A 22,333-nucleotide genomic window follows, 5' to 3' on the forward strand; every position below is an offset into this window, starting at 1 on the left:
TCTGCCATGCATGCCTCCCCCGATCCAAGCCACAATCATTTACTGGCGGCGCTCCCGGCCGTTGACCTCCAGCGTCTTGTTCCGCACCTGGAGCAGGTCAGTCTGGCGCTGGGGGATGTGCTGCATGAACCGGGGGACACCTTGCGGCACGTTTACTTCCCGACCGACGCCATCGTCTCCCTGCTGCATGTCACGGAAAACGGCTCGTCAGCAGAAATCGCCGTGGTCGGAAACGAGGGTTTGATCGGCATTGCGCTGTTCATGGGCGGCGAAAGCACCTCCAGTCGGGCGGTGGTGCAAAGTGCCGGTGGTGCATTTCGCCTGCCTGGGCAAAAACTCAAGAAAGAGTTCAACCGTCATGGCGATCTGCTCCTGCTGATGCTGCGTTACACCCAGGCGCTGATCACGCAGATGTCACAGACCGCCTTGTGCAATCGCCACCATTCGATCGATCAGCAACTGTGTCGATGGCTGCTGTTGTCGCTGGATCGCCTGCACGGCAATCGCCTGAACATGACCCAGGAGCTGATCGCCAACATGCTGGGAGTGCGCCGCGAAGGCGTCACGGAAGCGGCGGGCAAACTGCAGCGTCAAGGCGTCATCGAGTACAGCCGGGGCCAGATCACGGTTCTGGATAGAGCGCGCCTTGAACGGCTCAGCTGCGAGTGCTACCTGGTGGTCAAGACCGAAACCGATCGGCTGTTGCATTACACCCGTCGTCAGGACGAGTGATGCTTTCGAATGGATTGCCAGCGGCAATACCGGCTGTGCCTTAAACCTGTCAGCGAGCGGATATTGCTCCCGCTAACCGCGCATAAGATTAGGGTGAAGTCGCCGCAGCCTGGTTTGGTCGCCGGCACCCCCGGCTTGCCTAGCCAGCCCGCCGGCCATACGATTCGACTATTCCTCAGGCGGAGGAGTCATTGTGAAGCCGGTGATGTTTCTGACGCGCATCCTGGCGCCTGCCATCGCTCTGGCGCTGGCATCCGCCGGCCTGCATGCCGACGACCCGTTCGCGCCGTTGCGCGACGCCATGGTGCGGGAGATCGCCGCCATGTCGTCCGTCACCCGCGACGAAACCCGCAGGGCCGAGTTTGCCGCGCCGGTGATGGCCGCGATGGCAAGGGTGCCACGCCATAAGTTCGTCCCGCCCGACGAGGTGCCCTACGCCTACGAGAACCGCCCGCTGCCGATCGGCTACGGCCAGACCATCTCCCAGCCCTACATCGTCGCCTTGATGACCGACCTGACGCAGGTCGGGCCCGGCGACGTGGTACTCGAGATCGGCACTGGCTCGGGCTACCAGGCTGCGATCCTCGCCGAGCTGGCGCAGGCGGTCTACACGATGGAGATCATCGAGCCGCTGGTAGTGCAGGCCGGGGAGCGCCTGGGCCGGCTGGGATATGCGAAGGTGCAGGCCCGGCTGGGCGATGGCTACCACGGCTGGCCCGAGCACGGGCCTTACGACGCTATCCTCGTCACCGCCGCCGCCAGCCATGTGCCGCCGCCACTGATCGCCCAGCTCAAGGCAGGCGGACGGATGGTAATCCCGGTCGGCGCGCCATTCATGATCCAGTACCTGCTGCTGATCGAGAAGGCCGGCGATGGCAGTGTGTCCACCCGGCAGGTGCTGCCTGTGCGCTTCGTGCCGCTGGTCGCAGGCGGTTAAGCATGCATTCGCCGCCGTTGCTCGCCCTGGCGCTGCTGTCTGCCTCCGCGCTCGGCTATGAGGTGCTGCTGCTGCGACTGCTTTCGATCATCCAGTGGCACCATTTCGCCTACATGATGATCAGCGTCGCGCTGCTCGGCTACGGCGCTGCCGGCACCGCCGTGGCGCTGGCGCGGCCTGTGCTGGCGCCGCGCTTCCACAGCGTGTTCATCGGCGGCGCGGTGCTGTTCGGGCTGAGCGCGATCGCCTGCTTCAGCCTGGCCCAGCAGGTTCCGTTCAATCCCCTCGAGATCCTCTGGGACGCGCGGCAGTCGGCGCGCCTGCTGATGATCTACCTGCTGCTGTTCGTGCCGTTCTTCTGCGCGGCGGTGTGCATCTGCCTGACCTTCACCTGCTTTCAGGAACAGATTCACCGAATCTACGCCTTCGACATTCTCGGCGCCGGCGTGGGCAGCCTGGCGATCGTCGCCGCGCTGTTCGCGCTGACGCCCGTCGATGCGCTACGACTGCTGGGCGGCACCGGCATCGCTGCCGCGGCGCTGGCCGGCATGGCGTGCACGGGGCATAGGCACTGGCTCGTGCCGTTGCTGTTGGCGGCGGCGGTCGCGGTGCCGGCCGGCGTGCCCGAGCGCTGGATCGCCCTGTCGCCCTCCGAGTACAAGGAACTGAGCCAGACGCTGCGTATCAAGGATGCGCGCGCAATCGCCCAGACCTGGAGTCCGCTAGGCCTGCTCACGGTCGTCGACAGCCCGACCATTCCCCTGCGCCACGCGCCGGGCCTGAGCCTCAACGCGACGCAGGAACCGCCCGCACAACTGGCCATCTTCACCGACGGCGACGGCCTTTCCGTGCTGAACCGCTATGACGGGCGCCGCGAGCCGATCGCCTACCTGGACTACCTGACCTCGGCTCTGCCCTATCACCTGCTGCGGCAACCCCGCGTGCTGGTGCTGGGCAGCGGCGCCGGCGCCGATGTGCTGCAGGCGATGTACCACGGCGCCAGCGCCGTGGATGCCATCGAACTGAATCCGCAGGTGATCGATCTGGTCCAGCGCCGCTTCGCCGACTTCTCCGGCAAGCCGTACAGCGCGCCCAACGTCCGTGTGCTGATCGGCGAGGCGCGCGGCCTGGTGGCTTCGCGCAGCGAGCCTTACGACCTGATCCAGATCGCCCTGCTGGACTCCTTCGGCACCGCCTCGGGCGGCCTGCATGCGCTGTCCGAGAACTACCTGTACACGGTGGATGCCTTCGCCGAGTACCTGCGCCATCTCGCACCCGGCGGCCTGTTGGCCATCACCCGCTGGGTCACCCTGCCGCCGCGCGATGTTCCCAGGCTGCTGGCCACCGCGGCCGCGGCCATCGAGCGCGACGGGCAGGCCAGCGCGGCGCGCCGCATCGTCATGATCCGCGGCTGGAAGACCGCGACGCTGCTGGTCAGCAACAGGGATTTTGACGACGCCGGCATCGCCGTGCTGCGGGAGTTCTGCCGGGCGCGCTCCTTCGACCTGGCCTACTACCCCGGGATGACCGTGGCCGAGGCGAACCGCTACAACCTGCTCGACCGGCCCTGGTTCTTCGAAGCGGCGCAGGCCCTGCTGTCCGGCGAGCGCGCGGAGTTCCTGGCACGCTACAAGTTCGACGTGCGTCCGACCATGGATGACCGGCCGTATTTCTTCCACTTCTTCAAGTGGCGCTCGCTGCCGGAACTGCTGGCGCTGAAGGCGCAGGGCGGCCTGTCAATGCTGGAGTGGGGCTATCCGGTGCTGATCGCCACGCTGCTGCAGTCCAGCGTGGCCGCCGTGCTGCTGATCCTGGCGCCGCTATGGGTGGCGCGCAGGCGCCAGCGGCGCTCTCGGAATGCGGCTTTGGCCAGGTTCGAACTTCGGGTCGTGTCCTACTTCGCCGCCATCGGCTTCGCCTTCATGTTCGTGGAAATCGCCTTCATCCAGAAGTTCACCCTTTTCCTCAGCCATCCGTTGTATGCGGTGGCGGTAACGCTCAGCGCGTTCCTGATCTTCGCTGGCCTCGGCAGCCGTTACTCCGGCCGGCGGCGGGGAGACATTGGAACTGGCGTGGGGCCCCGTCATCCGCTCGCGCGGCCAGTCCTGGCGATCTGCGCGATCGCCCTGCTCTACCTGATCGCCCTGCCCCCGTTGTTCCAGCTGCTGGCGCCAGTGCAGACCCTCGCCAGGTTCGGCATCTGCGCCGCGCTGGTAGCGCCGCTGGCGTTCGCCATGGGCATGCCGTTTCCGCTCGGACTCGGGCGCGTTTCCGCGCGCGCCGAGGCACTGGTGCCGATCGCCTGGGCCGTCAACGCCAGCGTATCGGTGGTGGCGGCCGTGCTGGCGACCCTGCTGGCGATCCACCTGGGCTTCACCGTGGTGTTGCTACTGGCGTTGCTGCTGTATCTCGCGGCGGCGGTCGCGTTTCCCTGAACGCGGCGGTTCGGAGCTAAACGTCAACAGACCCTGGTGAGACGGATGGCCTGTTGGAACGCCGCTTGCCGCAGTTCACACGTCTCGCCGTGTCGATCAGCGAGGCTTTTTCCAGATGAAGGGCTAAAGCTAGATGGAAATCACGGCGAACCGGATGCTGGATCAGATCGATCCACCCGCTTGAGGCAAACGCGTCCGCGATGCGGGCTGTGCAGCGGTCCCTTTTTTATCGGGGACCGCATTTCACCGGAGGGCCATTCCACTAACCAAACCAGCCGCGGTTCATCGAACTATCAAGCACCCCCACCCTATCGGCTGCTTACTCGACATCCTCGTAAGGCAACCCCACATAGTTCTCCGCAATGTTGACCAACCCAGCGTGCGAGTTGAAAAAGTACTCACGATCGGCCTGTTGCATCTTCTGGTCCCACGCGTCTTTATGGTCGCCGAAGTCGTGCAGCAGGTTGGTCATGAACCAGCTGAAACGCTCGCCTTTCCAGACACGGCGCAGTGCCAGTCCGGAGTATTTCTCCAGCAAGTCGGTGCGGCCTTCCTTGTAGACCTTGACCAGGATGCGATACAGGTAGTGCACGTCGGAGGCGGCCAGGTTTAAGCCTTTGGCGCCGGTCGGTGGCACGATGTGCGCGGCGTCGCCGACCAGGAACAGCTTGCCGTACTGCATCGGCTCGACCACCAAGCTGCGCAGCGGCGCGATGCTCTTTTCCAGCGAAGGACCGGTCACCAGTCTGTCGGCCACGTCTTGCGGCAGGCGGGCCTTGAGCTCATCCCAGAAGCGCTCATCGGACCACTGTTCGACCTTGTCGGTCAGCGGCACTTGCAGGTAGTAGCGGCTACGGGTCAGCGAGCGCTGGCTGCACAGGACGAAACCGCGGTCGTGGTGGGCATAAATCAGTTCATGGTTGACCGGTGGGGTATCTGACAACAGGCCCAGCCAGCCGAACGGATAGACTCGCTCGTAGTGCGTGAGCACGTCTGCCGGGATGCTCTGTCGTGCGACACCGTGGAAGCCGTCGCAACCGGCGATGTAGTCGCAATCGATCCGATGGGTTTCGCCATTTTTTTCGTAGGTGACGTAAGGGCTTTCACCCTTCATGTCGTGCGGCTGCACGTTCTCGGCCGAGTAGATGGCCGGGGCGCCGTTAGCGGTTCGGGCCTCCATCAAGTCACGGGTGAGTTCGGTCTGGCCATACACCATGACTGTCTTGCCGCCGGTGAGCGTCTTCAGGTCGACATGGATGCGCTTGCCCGCCACCTGCAACTCGACACCCTCGTGGACCAGGCCTTCGGCATCCATGCGTTCGTGGACGCCGGCTTCGCGCAGCAGGTCGATTGTGCCTTGCTCGAGCACACCGGCACGAATACGGCTGAGGATGTAGTCCGGCGTCTGGCGTTCGACGATGACGTTGTCGATGCCGGCGCGATGCAGCAGTTGACCGAGCAAGAGGCCGGACGGGCCGGAACCGATAATGGCGACCTGGGTTTTCATGTTGGCAATCCTGTCTTGTGCGACTGAAGGCGTGACGCCTCGCAGTCTGTTTGTTTTTGTTCCTGTATTTTTAGTGGATGAAGCAGGGATAAGAAGGCACTATCTGATGCATTCCATGGACTTTTCGTGGATCGTCGCAAGGGAGGGAAAATGTCGAAATCACTCGCTACGCCGGTTCCGGTGTTCAAACTGTACGGTGAGACCGGCGCCTGGCCGACACCGGATCTGATTCATTGCGAGTCGATTCCCGAGCGCAGCAAACTGCACGGCTGGGAAATAAAACCCCATCGGCACAGTGATCTGGTGCAGCTTTTATATGTGCAGTCGGGGCAGGCGACGCTGAAAGTCGAAGACGTGATCAACCACATCGATTCACCTTCGCTGCAGGTCGTGCCCGCGCTGAGCGTGCACACCTTCAAGTTCTCCGAGGATATTCAAGGTCACGTGCTGAGCCTGGCGCAGCCCCTGGCCGAGCAGCTCGGCGCCTCGCTCAACAGTCCCGTGCTGACTACCGCTGCCTGTTACCCGATCGGTTCCGCGCACCTGTATCTGGACACGCTGTTTTCCGCCATCACCCAGGAATACAGCCAGCCCCAGCCCGCTCGTGATCCGATGCTGCAATCGTTGATCACGGTGCTGTCGATCTGGCTCAGTCGCCGCAATCTGGAACAGTCGTTACCGGACGCCGTGCAGCTTGACCGGGGTCGCGAGTATTTGAAGGACTTCAGCCGGACGCTGGAACTGCGCTTTCGCGAGCATCTGCCCATCGAGCACTATGCGGCAACGCTGGGGATCAGCGGCGCGCACCTCAATGCGCTGTGCCGGCGCCTTTCGGGGCAATCGGCCTTGCAAATGATCAACCAGCGCCTGTTGCTGGAGGCCAAGCGCGACCTGGTCTACACCACCATGACCATCAATCAGGTGTCCGACAGCCTGGGCTTTTCCGAGCCGGCTTACTTCTCGCGCTTTTTCAAGCGCGGCACGGGGCTGTCACCGAAGCAGTTCCGCATTCAGCGTGAGGGGTGAGGGGTGAGGGGTGATGTTGAGCCACTCGAACTTTCCGCGGCCAGCAGAATTCTCTTAACAAAAACCGGCGCCCGCGTGCTGGCCCCGGCGATGCACCGGTTTGACTTTAGTTTCTGAAGAGTTCGTAGCGCTCCTCGGAAGCTATCGATTCCTGCTGCGTTCGTAGGCTGCCAGAACGGTGCGCTCCGATTGCACCAGATAGGCTTCGAGCATCTGGGTTGCCTCCTCTGGTCGCCCCTCTTCTATACAGCGCAGGATTGAAGCGTTCATGTCGACGTAAGGCATATGCAGGAATTCGGGATCATCGAGCAGTCCGAAGGCCAACCGCAGTTCGGCAGATATCTGCCCATAGAAGACCACCAATCTCGGGCTGTCGGCCAACTCGACAATAGCCTTGTGGAACATCATGTTAGCGGTGCCGACTGCCATCCAATCCTTGGCTTCACGCGCTCGCCTGCCTACCTCCACTGCTTCACGCATATGCAGTGTTCCCGGGTGCAGCGGGTAACCCTGGGCAATGGCCTTGCATTCGATAAAACGGCGTACACGATAGATGTCAATGATCGACGCCATATCAGGTTCCGCCACGGTCACCCCTCGATTGGGCTCATGCTTGAGCAATCCCTCACGTGTCAGGACCCTGAACGCTTCTCTCAAGGTGTTGCGTGAAATCTGCAGGCTTTCGGCCAGGGCCGCTTCGGACAGACGCTGGCCTGGAACCAATTCACCTTCGACCAGCATTCTGCGGACCTTCTGGGTAATGGACTCTCCCAGCGAGCGAGGAAGGGAAGGTGAAACGTCGTTCATATGCGATCCAGAGTCAGAGAAAGTCATTTTGATGTTCCATCAGAGCTCAGCGCATGGCAAGAAGCAAGGGTGCCGTGTGCATCATTAAGTAACATGCAGGAGTGATAAGGTTACAAACTGGTGCACATTGTCGACCCATGACCTGATCATTGTTCAACAATCAAACAGCTATGTATCAACACTTTCAGCCCAATGCTTGAATCTTGGCACGCTCATTGCTCAATCAAATTATCTCCAACCGTAGGAATGATGCCGTGACACAGACAGCCGTGACACAGACAGCGCAAGATTTTACAAAGGCGCGACGCTCTTCCCTGATCGCCGCAATTTTCATGATGGCGACTTCTGCCATCGGCCCTGGATTCATCACCCAGACCGCCACGTTCACGGCCAAGATGGGTGCGGCATTTGCGTTCGGTATCCTGGCGTCGATTCTGATCGACTTCGTGGTTCAACTTAACGTCTGGCGTATCGTCTCCCTGACCCGAATGCGTGCCGCAGATCTGGCCAACAAAGCGATTCCAGGCAGTGGTTATCTGCTCGCGGTGCTGGTGATCTTCGGCGGGCTGGTGTTCAACGTCGGCAACATCGCCGGTGCCGGGCTGGGTCTGAACGCGCTGATGGGGCTTGATGCAAAATGGGGCGGCAGTCTAAGCGCCCTGCTGGCCATCGGCATCTTCCTCTCCCACCGCGCCGGATTGGCCGTCGACCGGCTGATCGTCGTGCTGGGTCTGGTGATGATTGGCATGACGCTGTTCGTGGCCTTTGCCTCTAACCCGCCACTGGGTGAAGCCCTCTACCAGACCGTACTTCCGGACCAGATCAACTTCGCCACCATTACCACCATTGTCGGAGGCACGGTCGGCGGTTACATCACCTATGCGGGGGCTCACAAACTGCTGGATCGCGGTACTACCGGGGTAGAAAATCTCGAGGCAGTGACCAAAGCAGCCCTGAGCGGCATCATGGTCACCGGTCTCATGCGCTACATCCTGTTTCTCGCCATCCTCGGCGTTGTTGCCAGCGGCGTAGTCATCGACACCTCGGGTCAGGGCGCCAATCCGGCCGCACAAGCCTTCCAGGCAGCGGCCGGGCAGATCGGCCTGCGCGTCTTCGGTCTCATCCTCTGGGCCGCCAGTATCACCAGCGTGATCGGCGCCGCTTACACCTCCATTTCCTTCATCACCGTGTTCAAGCCAAACATCACTGAGCAGGGTCGCAACCGCGCCACCACAGTGTTCATCGCCCTATCGCTGCTGATCTTTGTCCTGATGGGTACTGCTCCTGCTGCACTGCTGCTGTTCGCGGGCGGTTTCAACGGCCTGATACTGCCAATCGGCCTGAGCATCTTTATCTACGTCGGCTGGCGCCGGCCCGACCTCATGGGCGGTTACCATTACCCACGCTGGCTGCTGGTGCTGGGCGCCCTGACCTGCCTGCTGACCTGGTACATGGCAATCAACTCCGTCGTACCGATCTTTGCCTTCCTCAACGTCGCCTGAGCCCGATAACGAACAAGGAGTCACGTTAATGCCAACGATAGATATCAACAGCGACCTGGGTGAAAGCTTTGGCGCTTGGAGCATGGGCGACGATGCCGCGATGCTCGATGTCGTGACCAGCGCCAATGTCGCCTGCGGTTTTCACGCCGGCGACCCGGCCGGCATCCTGCTGACACTGAAAGCTGCAGCGGCAAAAAACGTCACCATTGGTGCCCATGTCGCTTACCCGGACAAAGTGGGCTTTGGCCGACGAAACATGGACGTGGCCAGCGATGAGCTGACTGCCGACGTGATCTACCAGATCGGCGCGCTGCAGGGCCTGGCCAAGGCCGCCGGCACCTGCGTGCGCTATGTGAAGCCCCATGGCGCCTTGTACAACACCATTGCTCACGATCGCCGTCAGGCGCTGGCCGTGATCGAAGCCATCCGCGCGATCGACTCCAACCTCATATTGGTTGCCTTGGCAGGCTCAAGCCTGATTGAACTGGCCCGTAACGAGGGTTTGCAGTGTATCGCCGAAGCGTTCGCTGACCGTGCCTATACGCCGCAGGGCACCCTCGTCTCTCGCCGCGAACCAGGCGCCGTACTGCACGATCCCAAGCTCGTCGCCCAACGTATGCTGCGCCTCGTTGAAGACGGCACCATCGAAGCGATCGATGGCAGCCTGACCAGAATCCAGGCCGACTCGATCTGCGTCCATGGCGACAGCCCGGCAGCGGTGGAAATGGCTCGCGAGCTGCGCCGCGTGCTGGAACAGGCCAACATGTCCTTGCAACCCTTTGCCGGAGGTCGTCGATGAACGCTCTTGATCGCGCTCGTCAGCTGGCCATCGCCGCTGGTCGTGAAGCACGCTCCACCTACCGTGGCGGTCTGGTCACCCCCACCGCCGGTATCGCACCGGGCATGACTCAAGCGAACCTGATTGCCTTGCCGCGTGACTGGGCCTATGACTTCCTGCTGTATGCCCAACGCAACCCGAAAGCGTGTCCGATCCTTGACGTCACCGATGCCGGAAGCCCAAGCACCCTGCTGGCTGAAGGCGCTGATCTGCGAACTGATCTGCCCCTGTACCGCATCTGGCGTGACGGGAAACTGGTGGAGGAAGTCAGCGACGCCACGAAAGCCTGGGCCGAACACGACGACATGGTGACCTTTCTGATCGGCTGCAGTTTTACCTTTGAAACGGCCCTGCAAGAGGCCGGCATTGAAGTGCGGCATATCGCCGATGGCTGCAACGTACCGATGTACCTGACCAACCGTGCCTGCCGTCCGGCCGGACGTCTGAAAGGTGACATGGTGGTTTCCATGCGACCGATCCCCGCCGATCGCGTGGCCGAAGCCTGCGGTATCTCCGGGCGCTACCCCTCAGTCCATGGCGCCCCGGTGCACATCGGCGAGCCTGCGTTGCTTGGCATCCAGGACTTGGCTCGACCCGACTTCGGCGACGCCGTACGCATCGAGCCGGGAGAGATCCCGGTGTTTTGGGCTTGCGGAGTAACGCCTCAGGCGGCGGTCATGGCCTCGGGCGTGCCCTTCGCAATCACCCATTCGCCCGGCCATATGTTCATCACCGATGTGCCTGACAGCACGTACCACGTCTAGGAGTCTGCTGTGCGTTTTTTACCGGTCAACCTGGACGCCCTGCTCGTCGAATTGAACGACCTGGACGAGACTCTGGCATTGTTCGACGCCCTGACGGCGGAGCCTATTGCGGGCGTGGAAGAAATCATTCCTGCCGCACGAACCCTGCTGATCCAATTCCGCCCCAGCGCCATTGCGCAGCAGGCGCTCGTCAATCGTATCGCTGGCCAGGACCTGAGCCAGCGCCGCGCGATCGAGCATCGCCGGGTGGAAATTCCCGTTCACTACAATGGTGAAGACCTCGACGAGGTCGCCACGCTGCTGGGAATCAGCCGCGCCGAGGTGGTCCAGCGCCACACCGCCCATGACTACAGCGTGGCCTTCTGCGGATTCGCACCGGGCTTCGCCTACCTGACCGGCGGTGCGGGTTTCCAGGTGCCTCGAAGGCAAAATCCCCGCACCCGCATACCCGCAGGTGCGGTTGCCTTGGCGGGGGAATTCAGCGGTGTTTATCCGCAAGCCAGCCCCGGTGGGTGGCAGATCATCGGCGTCACGCCTTTGCAGATGTGGGACCTGAACCGCGCTGAATCGGCCCTGCTGCGTCCCGGCTATAAAGTGCGTTTTACCGATGCCGGCCCGCTCCCGGCAGGCGGTCTGCCCGCCCCCACGGTGCCTGCAAGTGCCGCCGCGCCCAGCGGTGCCCATCTGGAAATCATCACGCCCGGTTTGCACAGTGTCTTGCAGGATATGGGCCGTCCCGGCCAGACCGGCCAAGGCGTATCCCGTTCCGGCGCGCTGGACCTCGGCGCCCTGCGGGCGGCCAACCGCGCGGTCGGCAATCCCTCGGACATGGCCTGTGTAGAAGCGGTACTCGGCGGCTTGAGCTTCGTCTGTCATGGCCGTGCGGTGATAGCAATCACCGGCGCGCAAACCCCGATCATCATCACCAATGCCAGTGGCCTGCAATGGCCTGCCGGCAACTACCAGCCCATAGAACTGGAGCCCGGTGACAAGGTCAGCCTGGGTTCACCTTCGGCAGGGTTGCGCAGCTACTTGTCGATTCGCGGCGGCTTTGAGGTCGCTCCGGTGCTCGGCAGTCTGTCGACAGATACCCTCGCCCAGGTCGGCCCCCCTGCTCTCGCGGCCGGTGACCGACTGGGTTTTACGGCGCTTACGACAGGCACCAGCGTATCGCTGAACGAAGCACCCGCCTTTGATCTGCCCACTACGGCCAACGTCGTGACCCTCGACGTAGTCATGGGGCCGCGCACTGACTGGTTTACCGAAGACGCCATCCAGCGTCTGAGCAGCCAGCTCTGGCGCGTCACCTCACAATCCAACCGTGTCGGTATTCGTCTGGCCGGTGAAACGCCGCTGGAGCGCAGCAACCACCAAGAGTTGCCCAGCGAAGGCACTTCCGTCGGCGCCATTCAGGTTCCGGCCAGCGGCCAACCGGTGCTGTTTCTCGCCGATCACCCGTTGACCGGCGGCTATCCGGTGATCGCCGCAGTCGCCAGCTACCACCTCGATCTGGCTGGCCAGATACCTGTCAATGCGCAGATTCGCTTCAACCCTTTGGGCGGCTTCAAAGAGATTCAACCCATTACGGAAGCCTCTTCTTCAACTGCCGATGTGAAAAAACTTCCATGAAAAAATTACTGATTGCCAACCGTGGTGAAATTGCCGTTCGCATCGCCCGCGCCTGCCGCGACTATGGCGTGCAGTCTGTCGCGGTCTATGCCGACGCGGACATCGACGCCCTGCACGTGCGCCAAGCCGACGAAGCCTACTCACTGAATGGCCAGCGCCCGGCCGAAACCTACCTGGATATCGGCAAACTTATCGCCGTCGCCAAACGCAGCGGTGCCGATGCCGTGCACCCCGGCTATGGTTTTCTGTCTGAAAGGGCCGACTTCGCCCGGGCGGTGATCGAGGCCGGGCTGATCTGGGTCGGTCCCAACCCAGAGACCATCGATGTGCTCGGCGACAAGGTCGAGGCGCGAAAAATTGCCCACCTGGTCGGTGCGCCTCTGGTGGCCGGTACGCCTGGCCCGGTCGAAAGCGCCAACGAAGTACTGGCCTTTGCCGAACAGCACGGCCTGCCAATTGCCATCAAAGCTGCCTTTGGCGGCGGCGGACGCGGCATGAAAGTCGCCTGGCGCATGGATGAAGTGGCTGAATTGTTCGCCTCCGCCGTACGCGAAGCGCAAGCGGCCTTTGGTCGTGGCGAATGCTACGTCGAACAGTTCCTCGACCGTCCCCGGCACATCGAAGCGCAAATTCTCGCCGACAAACACGGCAAGGTCGTCGTCGTCGGCACGCGTGACTGCTCCTTGCAGCGGCGCAATCAGAAACTGGTGGAGGAAGCGCCTGCGCCCTTTATCAGCGACGAACAGCGCCAGCGTATTCATCAGTCTGCTCAGGATATTTGCGCCAAAGCCGGCTACGTCGGTGCCGGCACTGTGGAGTTCCTGCTCAGCCAGGATGGCACCCTGTCGTTCCTCGAGGTCAATACCCGCTTGCAGGTCGAGCACCCGGTGACCGAAGAGACCACGGGGGTTGATCTGGTGATCGAACAACTGCGGATCGCCGACGGTTTACCGTTGTCCTTCAATGAGACGCCGACCCCGCGTGGCCACAGCTTCGAATTTCGCATCAACGCGGAAGACCCGGGCAAGGGCTTTCTGCCCACCCCCGGTCAGATCACTGATTTCCTGCCACCGTCTGGCCCGGGTGTGCGTCTGGACAGCGGCGTGATCAGCGGCTCGCGAGTTCCCAGCACCTTCGATTCGATGATGGCCAAACTGATCGTCACCGGCGCCACCCGCGAACAGGCTATCGTCCGCGCCCGGCGCGCCTTGGCTGAATTCAACATTGAGGGCATCGCCTCGGTACTGCCTTTCCACCGAGCCGTGATGGACCATGACGACTTCACCGGTGCCGATAAATTCGCCGTACACACGCGCTGGATCGAGACCGATTTCGCCGAACAGATCACGCTCGCCCCACGTGCTGCTGTATCGGCCGACCCTGGCATCCTGCGCACATTTGTCGAGATCGACGGCAAACGCCACGAACTGGGCCTTCCGGCTGCGCTGCTGCGAGGCGTCAGCCTGAATGCAGCGGGCACCGCCAGCGAAAGCACGGCACCCTCCGAGGTCACTGATCCGCAGGCGGTACTGACGCCCGTGGCGGGGAATCTGCATACCTGGGTCGTCGAAGACGGCGAGTCGGTGAGTGCCGGGCAAGTGATCGCGGTTGTAGAAGCCATGAAAATGGAAACTTCCGTCCTTGCACCTTGTGAAGGTCAGGTGCAGATCGCCAAACAGGCAGGCGACTATTTTGAAGCCGGCTCTGTGATTGGCCGCATCAAGACCCTCAATTGAGTTAAACGCTTTTCTTTTTGCAGGTCTGACGCGCAACGGGTTAACAACCCAGTTGCCGCGTGTTGCCCGCAGAAAATGTAGATATGATTTTTCATGAAAAACAACAATAAAACCTGATCATTAAATCTGCCGTTTATCCGGAGAATAAAGAGCATGCCAATCAACAAGGCTTTCGCTATTGCGGGAACCTGCGCGCTGGTTTTTCCACCAATAGCCTCTGCCGACTTTATTGCCGACAGCAAGGCAAGTGTGGAACTGCGCAACTTCTACTTCAATCGTGACTTTCGTAACGGCCCGCCCACGGCACAACGTGACGCTGCAGCAGAGTGGGCGCAGGGTGCGATATTGCGCGTCGAGTCGGGTTATACCGCGGGCACCATTGGCTTCGGCCTCGACGCCATCGGCATGTTCGGCATCAAGCTCGACGGCGGTGATGGGTCCGGTGGCACTGGCCTGTTGCCCGCTGACCTCAGCTCGAAGAACGGCCGCGGCTCCCAAAGCGAGTACTCCAAGCTGGGCCTGACGGCCAAGGCGAAGGTCTCTGCAACGGAACTGAAGGTCGGCTCATTGGCTTTCCGTACGCCAGTGGTGTCGAGCAATGACACGCGCCTGTTGCCCTCCACCTTCGAAGGTGCACTCCTGACCTCAAAAGATATCGACAAATTGGCCCTGCAAGGGGGCAAACTGCAGCAAATCAAGTTTAACAATTCTTCAAACTATCAGGATTTCACCGGTCACCGCATCGGCGGCGTCAGTGATGACTTCCGTTTTGCCGGTGGCACCTACAGTTTTAATAAAGCCCTGAGCACAAGCCTGTTTTACGGCAATCTGGAAAATGTCTATCGCCAGTACTTTGGCGGTGTAATTTATGAAATTCCCCTCGCCGCGCAACAGTCACTGAAGTTCGACCTGCGCTATTCGAAAAGTACCGATGACGGTAATTTCCGCCCTCTCGATAACCGGGCAGCGAACGGGCAAGTGTCCTATACCCTGGGCTCCAGCGTATTTACAGGCGCCTATCAGCGAATGTGTACGAGCCCCATGAAAGACAGGACACCGTTTCCCCCTTACGATAAGGGATAGGCAAACGGTTATGTTTATGACTAACAGCAACGATAAGAGTGGGGAGCTTTTGGGTCAGGAGCGGCGGCGCCGCTGGAGCCCGGAGCAAAAGCTGGCCATGGTTCGCGAGAGCCTTGAGCCAGGACAAAGTGTGTCGGTGGTCGCTCGGCGCAACGGCATCAATGCCAACCAGTTGTTCCTGTGGCGCAAGCTCTATCAGGACGGCAGCCTGTCGGCGGTCAGCGCGGGTGAAGCCGTGGTGCCGGCCTCTGAGCTGAGCGATGCACTCAAGCAGATCCGTGAACTGCAACGGATGCTGGGCAAGAAGACGATGGAAGCAGAAATCCTCAAAGAGGCCGTGGAGATCGCCCGGTCGCGAAAATGGATTGCGCACTCACCCTTGTTGCCGGGGGACGACCAGTGAAGCTGGTCAGCGAATGTCTCGGTGTGGCGCGCTCGCAATTAACGGTTCGAATCAAGCAATCGGTATCGCCCAAAGTACGGCGAAGCAGGCCTGTGAACGACGCGGAGTTGGTGGCCGAAATCCAGCAACAGGTCAGCGAATTGCCCAGCTATGGCTACCGTCGTGTCTGGGGATTGCTGCGTCGCGCCCGTGAAACCCAGTTGCTGCCCGCGATCAACGTGAAGCGGGTTTACCGGGTCATGCGTGATCACAACTTGCTGCTTGAGCGCCGAATCAAACAGCCCGGCGTGCCGCGTCGGCACGAAGGCCGAATTGCGGTGGAAACCAGCGATACACGTTGGTGCTCGGACGGCTTTGAGTTCCGTTGCGAGGACGGCGCCAAACTGAGCGTGACCTTCGCCCTGGACTGCTGTGATCGCGAAGCCATCGGCTGGGTCGCGAGCCCGACCGGGTACAGCGGCGATGATATCCGCGACTTGATGCTGGAAAGTGTGGAGAAGCGTTTCGGTGATCAACTGCCCGCCATGCCGGTGCAGTGGCTAAGCGACAACGGCTCGGCGTACACCGCCGAACAGACGCGCCTATTTGCTCGGCAGATCGGTTTGCAGCCGGTGACCACCCCAGTGCGCAGCCCGCAGAGCAACGGCATGGCCGAGAGCTTCGTGAAGACGATCAAGCGGGATTATGTGGCGCACATGCCCAAGCCGGATCGAGAAACGGCGCTGCGTAACCTGGCAATTGCCTTTGAGCATTACAACGAGCAGCATCCGCACAGCGCTTTGAACTATCGCTCACCGAGAGAGTTCAGGCGCTTGGCAGCGGCATCCATTTAATGGGGAGTTGGTGTCCGGTTTTGTAGGGGCAAGTCCAGAATGAGCGGTGATGACCCGTTCCCGTACATCGCCAATAGCGACCCCTACCTGGTCAACTTTGTGCAGATCAACGACTTTGCCAACACTGAGGAGCGCTCATGGCAAGTGCGCTATGACTACAACTTCGCCGCGCTGGGTATTCCCGGGCTGACCTTCATGACTCGTTACGTCAACGGCGACAATGTGCAGGTAGCGGGCAGTCATTCGGGGAAAGAGTGGGAGCGCAATACCGATATCGGTTACGTGGTCCAAAGCGGTTCGCTGAAGAATTTTGGGGTCAAAGTCCGAAATGCCACGGTCCGATCGAACTTCGGCAATGACCTGGATGAAACACGGCTGATCCTTAGTTACACATTGGCAGTTTGGTAAAGCCGAGGCGACAAACACCTCGCCGAGCGGTCTTAGGCGTGACTTCACAGACCGCCTAAGGGTCAGCTTAAGTCGGCAGCTTGGGTCAAAACCGCATCAGCACCAACAGCCGGCTGAAATCGTGGGCGGGTTTTTCATTCATTGATCCGCTTCTCCCTTGATGGCCAAAACGCTACAGGGGACCTGATACAGAACATGCTCCGTGGTACTGCCAACCAGCTTGTCCACCCCTTTGTGATGGGTATTTCCCATTACGAAGACATCCGCTCGAGTATGAGTCGCAAAGTCGGCCATCGCTTTGGTTGGCGGCCCTGCAATGAAGTGTTGTCGCTCAGGTGGCACGTGGTAGCGTCCAGCCAAGGCAACGAAGCACTTTTCAAGTGACCGGCGCACATCGTTACTGAAGCCTGGCATCGTCACGGCGCCAGCACCTGCATCAGAGAAATGTGTGTGTGTCAGTTCATAGGCATACAACATGTGCAACTCAGCATCACATTGCGCCGCCAATTCGTTCGCCGCCTGAATGATGCTGTCGTTGATTCCGCTGATCTGACCCTCTGGATGCGATGGATCAACCGCCGCCACTATCACCCGAGGAAGCGGACACCTGACTTCGCTTACCAGATGTATAGGGGTCGGACATTCGCGCAACAACTGCCAATCCAAAGGCGTGACGAATACGCGTTTGAGCGCTGATTCATGATGTACGTCCTTAATAATCAGGTCCGGCTGCATTTCAGCCACATGCTTAAGGATCTCTTGCAGCGGGTCGCGGGTCAAAGCAACTTCGGTGGTCACATTGATACCCTTCCTGCGCATGAGTTCGGCCTCATCCGTTAACCACTGCTGGTTCTCCTGCCGGCAACTCTCACGAAGTTGTTCACTCTGGCTCATTAACCGCATAAGGTCGAAGTCTTCGATGAACACCGCGATATGCAGCGCTGCGCCTGTGGCATCGGCAAGTGCGATTGCCCGCTCCATCGCCGGCGAGTGACGCATGGTTGGACCTGCTATCAGAAAGAGTCGTTGATACTGCTTCATGTGGCACCTCCAAACGTTCTGGGTTATCCGCTAGCGCCCCCAGCACTCTCGCTTGTCCCACCATTGGCGATCCCTTATCGCCTCAACTACCTGGATCGACACTATCACTATACGCTTCGGCTACTTCGCCGTGCCGCCAGAGTTGCAGCGCCGTGTCCTGCTCTATGGCGTGCTCGGCGCCATCATCATGCGTGCTGCGCTGGCTGCGTAACCATCCTCGGTAGCAGACGGTGCAGGGTTATTCGCCCGTACGCTGTACCAGGCCAGTTCCCGGCTGCACATGCCGCTGATGGCACTCAACTGCGCGACCTTGCCGGAGAACCTGGTCGAGAATCTGATGGGACCGAGCCTGCACGGCGTGCTCGATCGCGCCAGTGGTCAGGCACCGGCCTTTATCTATTATTCAGCTGCTCGCGCTCTTCATACCACTGTATGAACGCTTCGGCACTTACCGGTCGGCAGACGTGAAACCCCTGGGCCATATCGCAGTGGTAGTCGCCCAGCGCATCGAGCACGTCGGCTGTTTCCACGCCTTCGGCAATGACCGCCATACCAAGGTTATGCCCCAGATCGACGACGCTTCGTACGATAAGTTCGTTTGCATGATTACTCTGCATGGCCAGTACGAAGGATTTGTCGATCTTGAGTTCGCTGATGGGCAAATCCTTTAATTGAGCCAGGCTCGTGTAACCGACGCCGAAATCATCGATGGCGATATGGATGCCCATCGCATGTAACTGCCTGAGGATGGTACGCGCCGCATAGGAATCGAGCATGATCGCGGACTCGGTCACTTCGAGCATGAGGATGTTCGGTGTCAAATTGTAGTGTTCAAGCAGATCGAAGATCTGGGCCACCAACTTGTCGTCCAGCAGGTTGCGTGCAGAAATGTTCACGGCAATCGGTATGCATAGCCCCGCGTCAGTCCAGGCCCGCGCCTGAGACAATGCGAGGTTCAGCACATATCGAGTCAGGGTGCCGATGATCCCGGTCAATTCGGCAAACGGAATGAACTCATCCGGACTCACCAGGCCTCGGACTGGATGCTGCCAGCGCACCAAGGCTTCGACACCGGTAACTTTCCCTGTGCTCAGGCTGATCTTGGGCTGGTACTCCAGGAACAATTCGCCGCGCTCCAGACCTCGCCGTAGTTCGCCAAGCATTGCCAGGCGTTCCGGAGAACGCCGATCCGCTCCCTGGTCGTAGGCGAGTACGCCATTGCCCTGTTTTTTGGCGGCATACATCGCGATGTCGGCGCGCTGCATTAGCGTTACTGGATCGTCACCGTGCAACCCGGAAACCACGACCCCAAAGCTGGCCTCGACATCCAGTTCGACCCCATCGATTTCGAACGCTGCGGTAATCGCCGTGTGCAGCCGTCTCGCCGCTATCAAGGCTCCCTCCAGGCCTTCGACGGCGGGAAGCAGAATTGCAAACTCATCACCACCCAACCGGGCGACCGTGTCGATTTCCCGCGCTTCGTTGGTCAGCCGCTTGCCGATCTGGTCGAGCAGGCGGTCCCCATAGTGATGCCCCAAGGTGTCGTTGACATCCTTGAACCGATCAAGGTCAATCAGCAACAGGCCCGTAGTTCCCCCCTGGCGACGGCTAAGGCGCAGCGCTTGCTCGAAACGGTCCGCCAGCAGTGTCCGGTTGGCCAGCCCTGTGAGCTTGTCATGCAGCGAAGCGTGCAAGGCGTCCTTGCGTTGACTGTCGAGCTCGACACGTGTGCGCCGCAGCACTTCGGCGAACAAGCCAGCGAGCAGCAGTCCTGCGATAAAAACGATGGGCGTGGTATTGGCGTTGAACGACTCCCGTGTACGCAGCTTTTCCAGCGCCACTATCGACTTCTGGTGGTGAGCGGCCGCTGCTCGCAGGACGACGTTTTCAATCTTTTCGAACAGCGGGTCGGCCTCCTCGTTGTCAATCCGGCGCGCCTTCAAGGGATCTCCATGATCTACGGCGTCGAACATCTTGTAGATGCTTTCCAGATAGGGAACCACTGAAGTGCGAACATCCTCGACAAGCAGATGATCGGCACGCGTTCCGGAGCGGTGAACGTGCTCCAGGGCAGCGTCAAGTTGCGCCAAGACATCGTTGAAATTACGCAATATGTTCGGCGCGGGATCCAGCCGATACTTATGCTCCAAAGACTCGGCGGCCAGCACGGCAGTCGCCGCCGCTGTGTAGTGGTCAGACAGAACGCTTGAGGCGATCGCCTCTTGCCCCAGGCGTCCGGTGGCAACTGCAGACCATACCGCAAAGCCGCTGATTGCCAGCAGCACGGCGACCAGACCATGGCGAGCCCACCGGCTGGGTATTATGCTGCTCCAGCGCATAAGCTTGGGCACAACGATCTGAGGTGCGAAGACTTCAGGGTGTTCCGGACTTGCTGGCGGTAAATTGCTCATGCGCTACCTCGTGTAGACGTGGCTGCTTCCATTCTTATTTGGCAATATCCACCAAACCTCAAGCTTAGTTGAGAAACGAAATAAAACTTGGATATTCGATAAATGCTGCGCAGCATTATTCGCATTCAACAACAACTAATTGAGGATAATCAGGGCCGTAAACGACGAAAATCCAAAATATATTTTTCAACCTTTTCGCGCACCCTCTCATACGTATGCCGTGGATTCTATTGGACCTAAGCCGCAGCTACTGGTGCCGTCAGCACTCAGAACGAGCTCCGCCTGATTAAGCTGTCTATGGCCTAAAAAGTGTTTGCCGATATTTTTAATAACAGCTCACGAATTGCAATTTAATTATTTAATGCAGTGAGGGCGTGAACCCCTCCTATTTCCCATGATAGGCCTCAATGACGCTTATATTTATACCCGTTTTTTCCAGATCACCGGCGCTACCACTGCGACGTACCAGTAGCTTGTACCTACCTTCCTTCAAAACAACTCTGCAAGTTTCAGCATACAAAGCGCCTCCTCCAATAGAAGTGAGCTTGGGATGCGATATTGATGATCGATGCACTTCCATTCCGGATTTTGCGTCGGTGATTATCGTTTCAAGATCAAACGGTGCGCCTTCCGCTGCCCAATTTCCAGGCCCTAGACGCAAGCTCCCACCCGCTGCTTTCCATACCTGTTCACGATTCGATGAATCTTTAGCATCAAAAAAATAGCTGAGCTCCACTGCATAATCGTCCTCTTCTCTGATCGTGAAATCGAGCATTGACTCACCAGCAACCCCGGCTAAATTCATGGGAGTCTCCTGGGGTGGGTACGTAGGTGACGTATTGGCGATACACCACATAAGCAGGACTGACAGCACCTTAATAACCTTGGACACACCCACCTCCTTTTGACCCACCCAAGATAAGATATCCAGCCGCTTAGATCTCGTGCCGCAAGCCCTTTCCCCAGCTTAGCCGATCGCCACGGCGATCCTGGCAGGCTCAGCAACGCAGCACGCCGGACACCGATCCGGTATCCCCATACGAATCTGATTCAAACAAACTCAACGAAGCCGCCGAACGCGCCCTCGACTTCCACTCCCCTCGACTGTCGACATCAAAGCTACTGCGCGCACTCCCAGCACCCTGTTTACCGTCCAGCGGGCTTTCTCATGCTGATTGTCTGCGCCAGAAAACGGAATGGCATATCGATCGCGATTTGCTCCAGGACCGGCGTTTCGACTTCTCGCGCAAATTCCTGCCCGACGGCCTCTCGCGGATCGACGGCCTGACCTTTCTCACCGCGGACGAGGCGCGCCTGCTCAGTCAGATTCAGGGCCGAACCTACGCGTATATTTTTGGCCTCGTCGAGCGTTTTATCAGTGCCAAAATGCTCGACCAGGGTCGGGCCCATGTCTATGACGACCAACTCGCGCTCGAAGCGCTGGTGCGCTTTTCCAATGACGAAATCAAGCACCAGGAACTGTTCCGGCGCATAGAAGCGATGATGGGTTCGCAATTGCCCGCGGGATATCGCCAAGTGGCCGATCCAAACGATGTGGCGCGCGCGGTGCTTGCGGCCAGCAGCTGGTCGGTGCTGGCGCTGACCTGTCATATCGAACTGTTTGTGCAAACGCACTACAAGCAAAGCATCGCCCCGCGCGAGGAGTTGTGCCCACTGTTCAAGGATGTTTTCAAATTCCACTGGATGGATGAAAGCCGGCACGTCGTGCTCGATGAACTGGAGGGGAAAGCTCATTGATTGAGGATGGCGGCCGTGACAACACCGATGTGGATGCTGCTTGGATTTGCGGCCTGGACTCTACTGCTGCTGATGGCAACCGTCGGAGTGTATCGCTGGGTCAGAATCCTGTTCTCGAATGTTCCGATTGGCTCTTTCCGAAGCGATCAGCTCGAAGGCGAAGACTGGTATCGGCGCGGGGCAAGAGCACACGCGAACTGTGTGAAAAACCTGCCTGTCTTTGGCGCCATTGTGTTCGTGATTTCAGCCCTTGGTGTCGACGGCCCTGCAGTCAGCTACTTGTGCATCGCCGTCCTGGTCGCTCGCGTGTGCCAGTCGCTGTTTCACGTCTGCCATGTGCAAACCGATGCGTTCGTGGCGGTTCGGTTTACCTTCTATTGCATGCAGTTGGTGTGTTTTCTCGTGCTCATTGTCATCGCCGCTTGTGACGGCGCAGGAATTCAAATAGCGAAGTGAAGTTGAATCGAGAGTGATCGAAGCCCG

Annotated in this window: 18 protein-coding genes and 4 pseudogenes; 16 read left to right on the top strand and 6 right to left on the bottom strand. The window is 59.9% G+C overall.

The window, feature by feature from the left end; all coding sequences use genetic code 11:
* Positions 1-6: 6 nt before the first annotated feature.
* From ACA041_RS20655 to ACA041_RS20665, 3 genes are all read left to right on the top strand, one after another.
* Complete coding sequence (locus ACA041_RS20655) at positions 7-732, top strand: Crp/Fnr family transcriptional regulator (RefSeq protein ID WP_497280397.1); 726 nt, start codon at positions 7-9, stop codon at positions 730-732.
* Between the two features lie 193 nt (positions 733-925).
* On the top strand, positions 926-1,669 hold the full coding sequence (locus tag ACA041_RS20660) for a protein-L-isoaspartate(D-aspartate) O-methyltransferase (protein WP_497436768.1): 744 nt from the start codon (positions 926-928) through the stop codon (positions 1,667-1,669).
* 2 nt (positions 1,670-1,671) lie between these two features.
* Positions 1,672-4,104: a spermine/spermidine synthase domain-containing protein gene (locus tag ACA041_RS20665; RefSeq protein WP_497436773.1), complete on the top strand. Its 2,433-nt coding sequence runs from the start codon at positions 1,672-1,674 to the stop codon at positions 4,102-4,104.
* A gap of 319 nt (positions 4,105-4,423) precedes the next feature.
* Here the strand turns inward: ACA041_RS20665 and pobA are convergent, their stop codons facing one another.
* Positions 4,424-5,611 carry a 4-hydroxybenzoate 3-monooxygenase gene (pobA, locus tag ACA041_RS20670; RefSeq protein WP_497436775.1) on the bottom strand — a complete coding sequence of 396 codons (1,188 nt, stop codon included), beginning with the start codon at positions 5,609-5,611 and terminating at the stop codon, positions 4,424-4,426.
* A gap of 150 nt (positions 5,612-5,761) precedes the next feature.
* On the opposite strand from pobA, the gene ACA041_RS20675 reads away from it, so the two are divergent.
* On the top strand, positions 5,762-6,637 hold the full coding sequence (locus ACA041_RS20675) for a helix-turn-helix domain-containing protein (protein WP_497436780.1): 876 nt from the start codon (positions 5,762-5,764) through the stop codon (positions 6,635-6,637).
* 141 nt (positions 6,638-6,778) lie between these two features.
* Here the strand turns inward: ACA041_RS20675 and ACA041_RS20680 are convergent, their stop codons facing one another.
* On the bottom strand, positions 6,779-7,444 hold the full coding sequence (locus ACA041_RS20680) for a GntR family transcriptional regulator (protein WP_497436785.1): 666 nt from the start codon (positions 7,442-7,444) through the stop codon (positions 6,779-6,781).
* A gap of 269 nt (positions 7,445-7,713) precedes the next feature.
* On the opposite strand from ACA041_RS20680, the gene ACA041_RS20685 reads away from it, so the two are divergent.
* From ACA041_RS20685 to ACA041_RS20720, 8 genes and pseudogenes are all read left to right on the top strand, one after another.
* Positions 7,714-8,946: an NRAMP family divalent metal transporter gene (locus ACA041_RS20685; protein ID WP_497442136.1), complete on the top strand. Its 1,233-nt coding sequence runs from the start codon at positions 7,714-7,716 to the stop codon at positions 8,944-8,946.
* Positions 8,947-8,974: 28 nt separating this feature from the next.
* Positions 8,975-9,745, top strand: coding sequence for a LamB/YcsF family protein (locus ACA041_RS20690; RefSeq protein WP_497436789.1), 771 nt, complete (start codon positions 8,975-8,977; stop codon positions 9,743-9,745).
* Positions 9,742-10,548 (top strand): putative hydro-lyase, encoded by an 807-nt coding sequence (locus ACA041_RS20695; RefSeq protein ID WP_497436794.1) that lies wholly within the window; start codon positions 9,742-9,744, stop codon positions 10,546-10,548. The genes ACA041_RS20690 and ACA041_RS20695 overlap by 4 nt, the downstream gene beginning before the upstream one ends.
* 9 nt (positions 10,549-10,557) lie before the next feature.
* The gene (locus ACA041_RS20700; protein ID WP_497436797.1) at positions 10,558-12,177 is read left to right on the top strand and encodes a 5-oxoprolinase subunit B/C family protein; all 1,620 of its coding nucleotides are present in this window, start codon (positions 10,558-10,560) and stop codon (positions 12,175-12,177) included.
* Positions 12,174-13,913, top strand: coding sequence for an acetyl/propionyl/methylcrotonyl-CoA carboxylase subunit alpha (locus tag ACA041_RS20705; protein ID WP_497436801.1), 1,740 nt, complete (start codon positions 12,174-12,176; stop codon positions 13,911-13,913). Before ACA041_RS20700 ends, ACA041_RS20705 begins: the two co-directional genes overlap by 4 nt.
* Positions 13,914-14,066: 153 nt before the next feature.
* Positions 14,067-14,942: pseudogene (locus ACA041_RS20710) on the top strand (OprD family outer membrane porin); the annotation flags it as partial.
* A 70-nt stretch (positions 14,943-15,012) separates the two neighbouring features.
* Positions 15,013-16,232 (top strand): IS3 family transposase gene (locus ACA041_RS20715; protein ID WP_497434342.1). Its coding sequence is split into 2 segments (ribosomal slippage): positions 15,013-15,358 and positions 15,358-16,232, totalling 1,221 coding nucleotides; the frame shifts between segments, so codons are not numbered across the junction.
* A gap of 33 nt (positions 16,233-16,265) precedes the next feature.
* Positions 16,266-16,640: pseudogene (locus tag ACA041_RS20720) on the top strand (OprD family outer membrane porin); the annotation flags it as partial.
* Positions 16,641-16,778: 138 nt separating this feature from the next.
* Here the strand turns inward: ACA041_RS20720 and ACA041_RS20725 are convergent.
* Positions 16,779-17,681 (bottom strand): universal stress protein, encoded by a 903-nt coding sequence (locus ACA041_RS20725; protein WP_497436807.1) that lies wholly within the window; start codon positions 17,679-17,681, stop codon positions 16,779-16,781.
* A gap of 162 nt (positions 17,682-17,843) precedes the next feature.
* Positions 17,844-17,981: a hypothetical protein gene (locus tag ACA041_RS20730; protein ID WP_497442211.1), complete on the bottom strand. Its 138-nt coding sequence runs from the start codon at positions 17,979-17,981 to the stop codon at positions 17,844-17,846.
* Between ACA041_RS20730 and ACA041_RS20735 the strand changes: the two genes are divergently transcribed.
* On the top strand, positions 17,962-18,117 hold the full coding sequence (locus ACA041_RS20735; RefSeq protein ID WP_497436813.1) for a hypothetical protein: 156 nt from the start codon (positions 17,962-17,964) through the stop codon (positions 18,115-18,117). The two genes, ACA041_RS20730 and ACA041_RS20735, sit on opposite strands and share 20 nt — an antisense overlap.
* On the opposite strand, the gene ACA041_RS20740 is transcribed toward ACA041_RS20735, so the two are convergent.
* Positions 18,074-20,092, bottom strand: a complete 2,019-nt coding sequence (locus ACA041_RS20740) for a putative bifunctional diguanylate cyclase/phosphodiesterase (protein ID WP_497436817.1) — start codon at positions 20,090-20,092, stop codon at positions 18,074-18,076. The genes ACA041_RS20735 and ACA041_RS20740 overlap by 44 nt on opposite strands.
* A 385-nt stretch (positions 20,093-20,477) precedes the next feature.
* Positions 20,478-20,897, bottom strand: a complete 420-nt coding sequence (locus ACA041_RS20745) for a DUF5625 family protein (protein WP_497436821.1) — start codon at positions 20,895-20,897, stop codon at positions 20,478-20,480.
* A gap of 209 nt (positions 20,898-21,106) precedes the next feature.
* On the opposite strand from ACA041_RS20745, the pseudogene ACA041_RS20750 reads away from it, so the two are divergent.
* From ACA041_RS20750 to ACA041_RS20760, 3 genes and pseudogenes are all read left to right on the top strand, one after another.
* Positions 21,107-21,246: pseudogene (locus tag ACA041_RS20750) on the top strand (DUF6124 family protein); the annotation flags it as partial.
* Between the two features lie 34 nt (positions 21,247-21,280).
* Positions 21,281-21,844 (top strand): annotated as a pseudogene (locus ACA041_RS20755) (hypothetical protein); the annotation flags it as partial.
* Between the two features lie 21 nt (positions 21,845-21,865).
* On the top strand, positions 21,866-22,306 hold the full coding sequence (locus tag ACA041_RS20760) for an MAPEG family protein (protein ID WP_497436825.1): 441 nt from the start codon (positions 21,866-21,868) through the stop codon (positions 22,304-22,306).
* Positions 22,307-22,333 lie beyond the last annotated feature (27 nt).

It is taken from the genome of Pseudomonas sp. LBUM1676 (genome assembly GCF_059695605.1).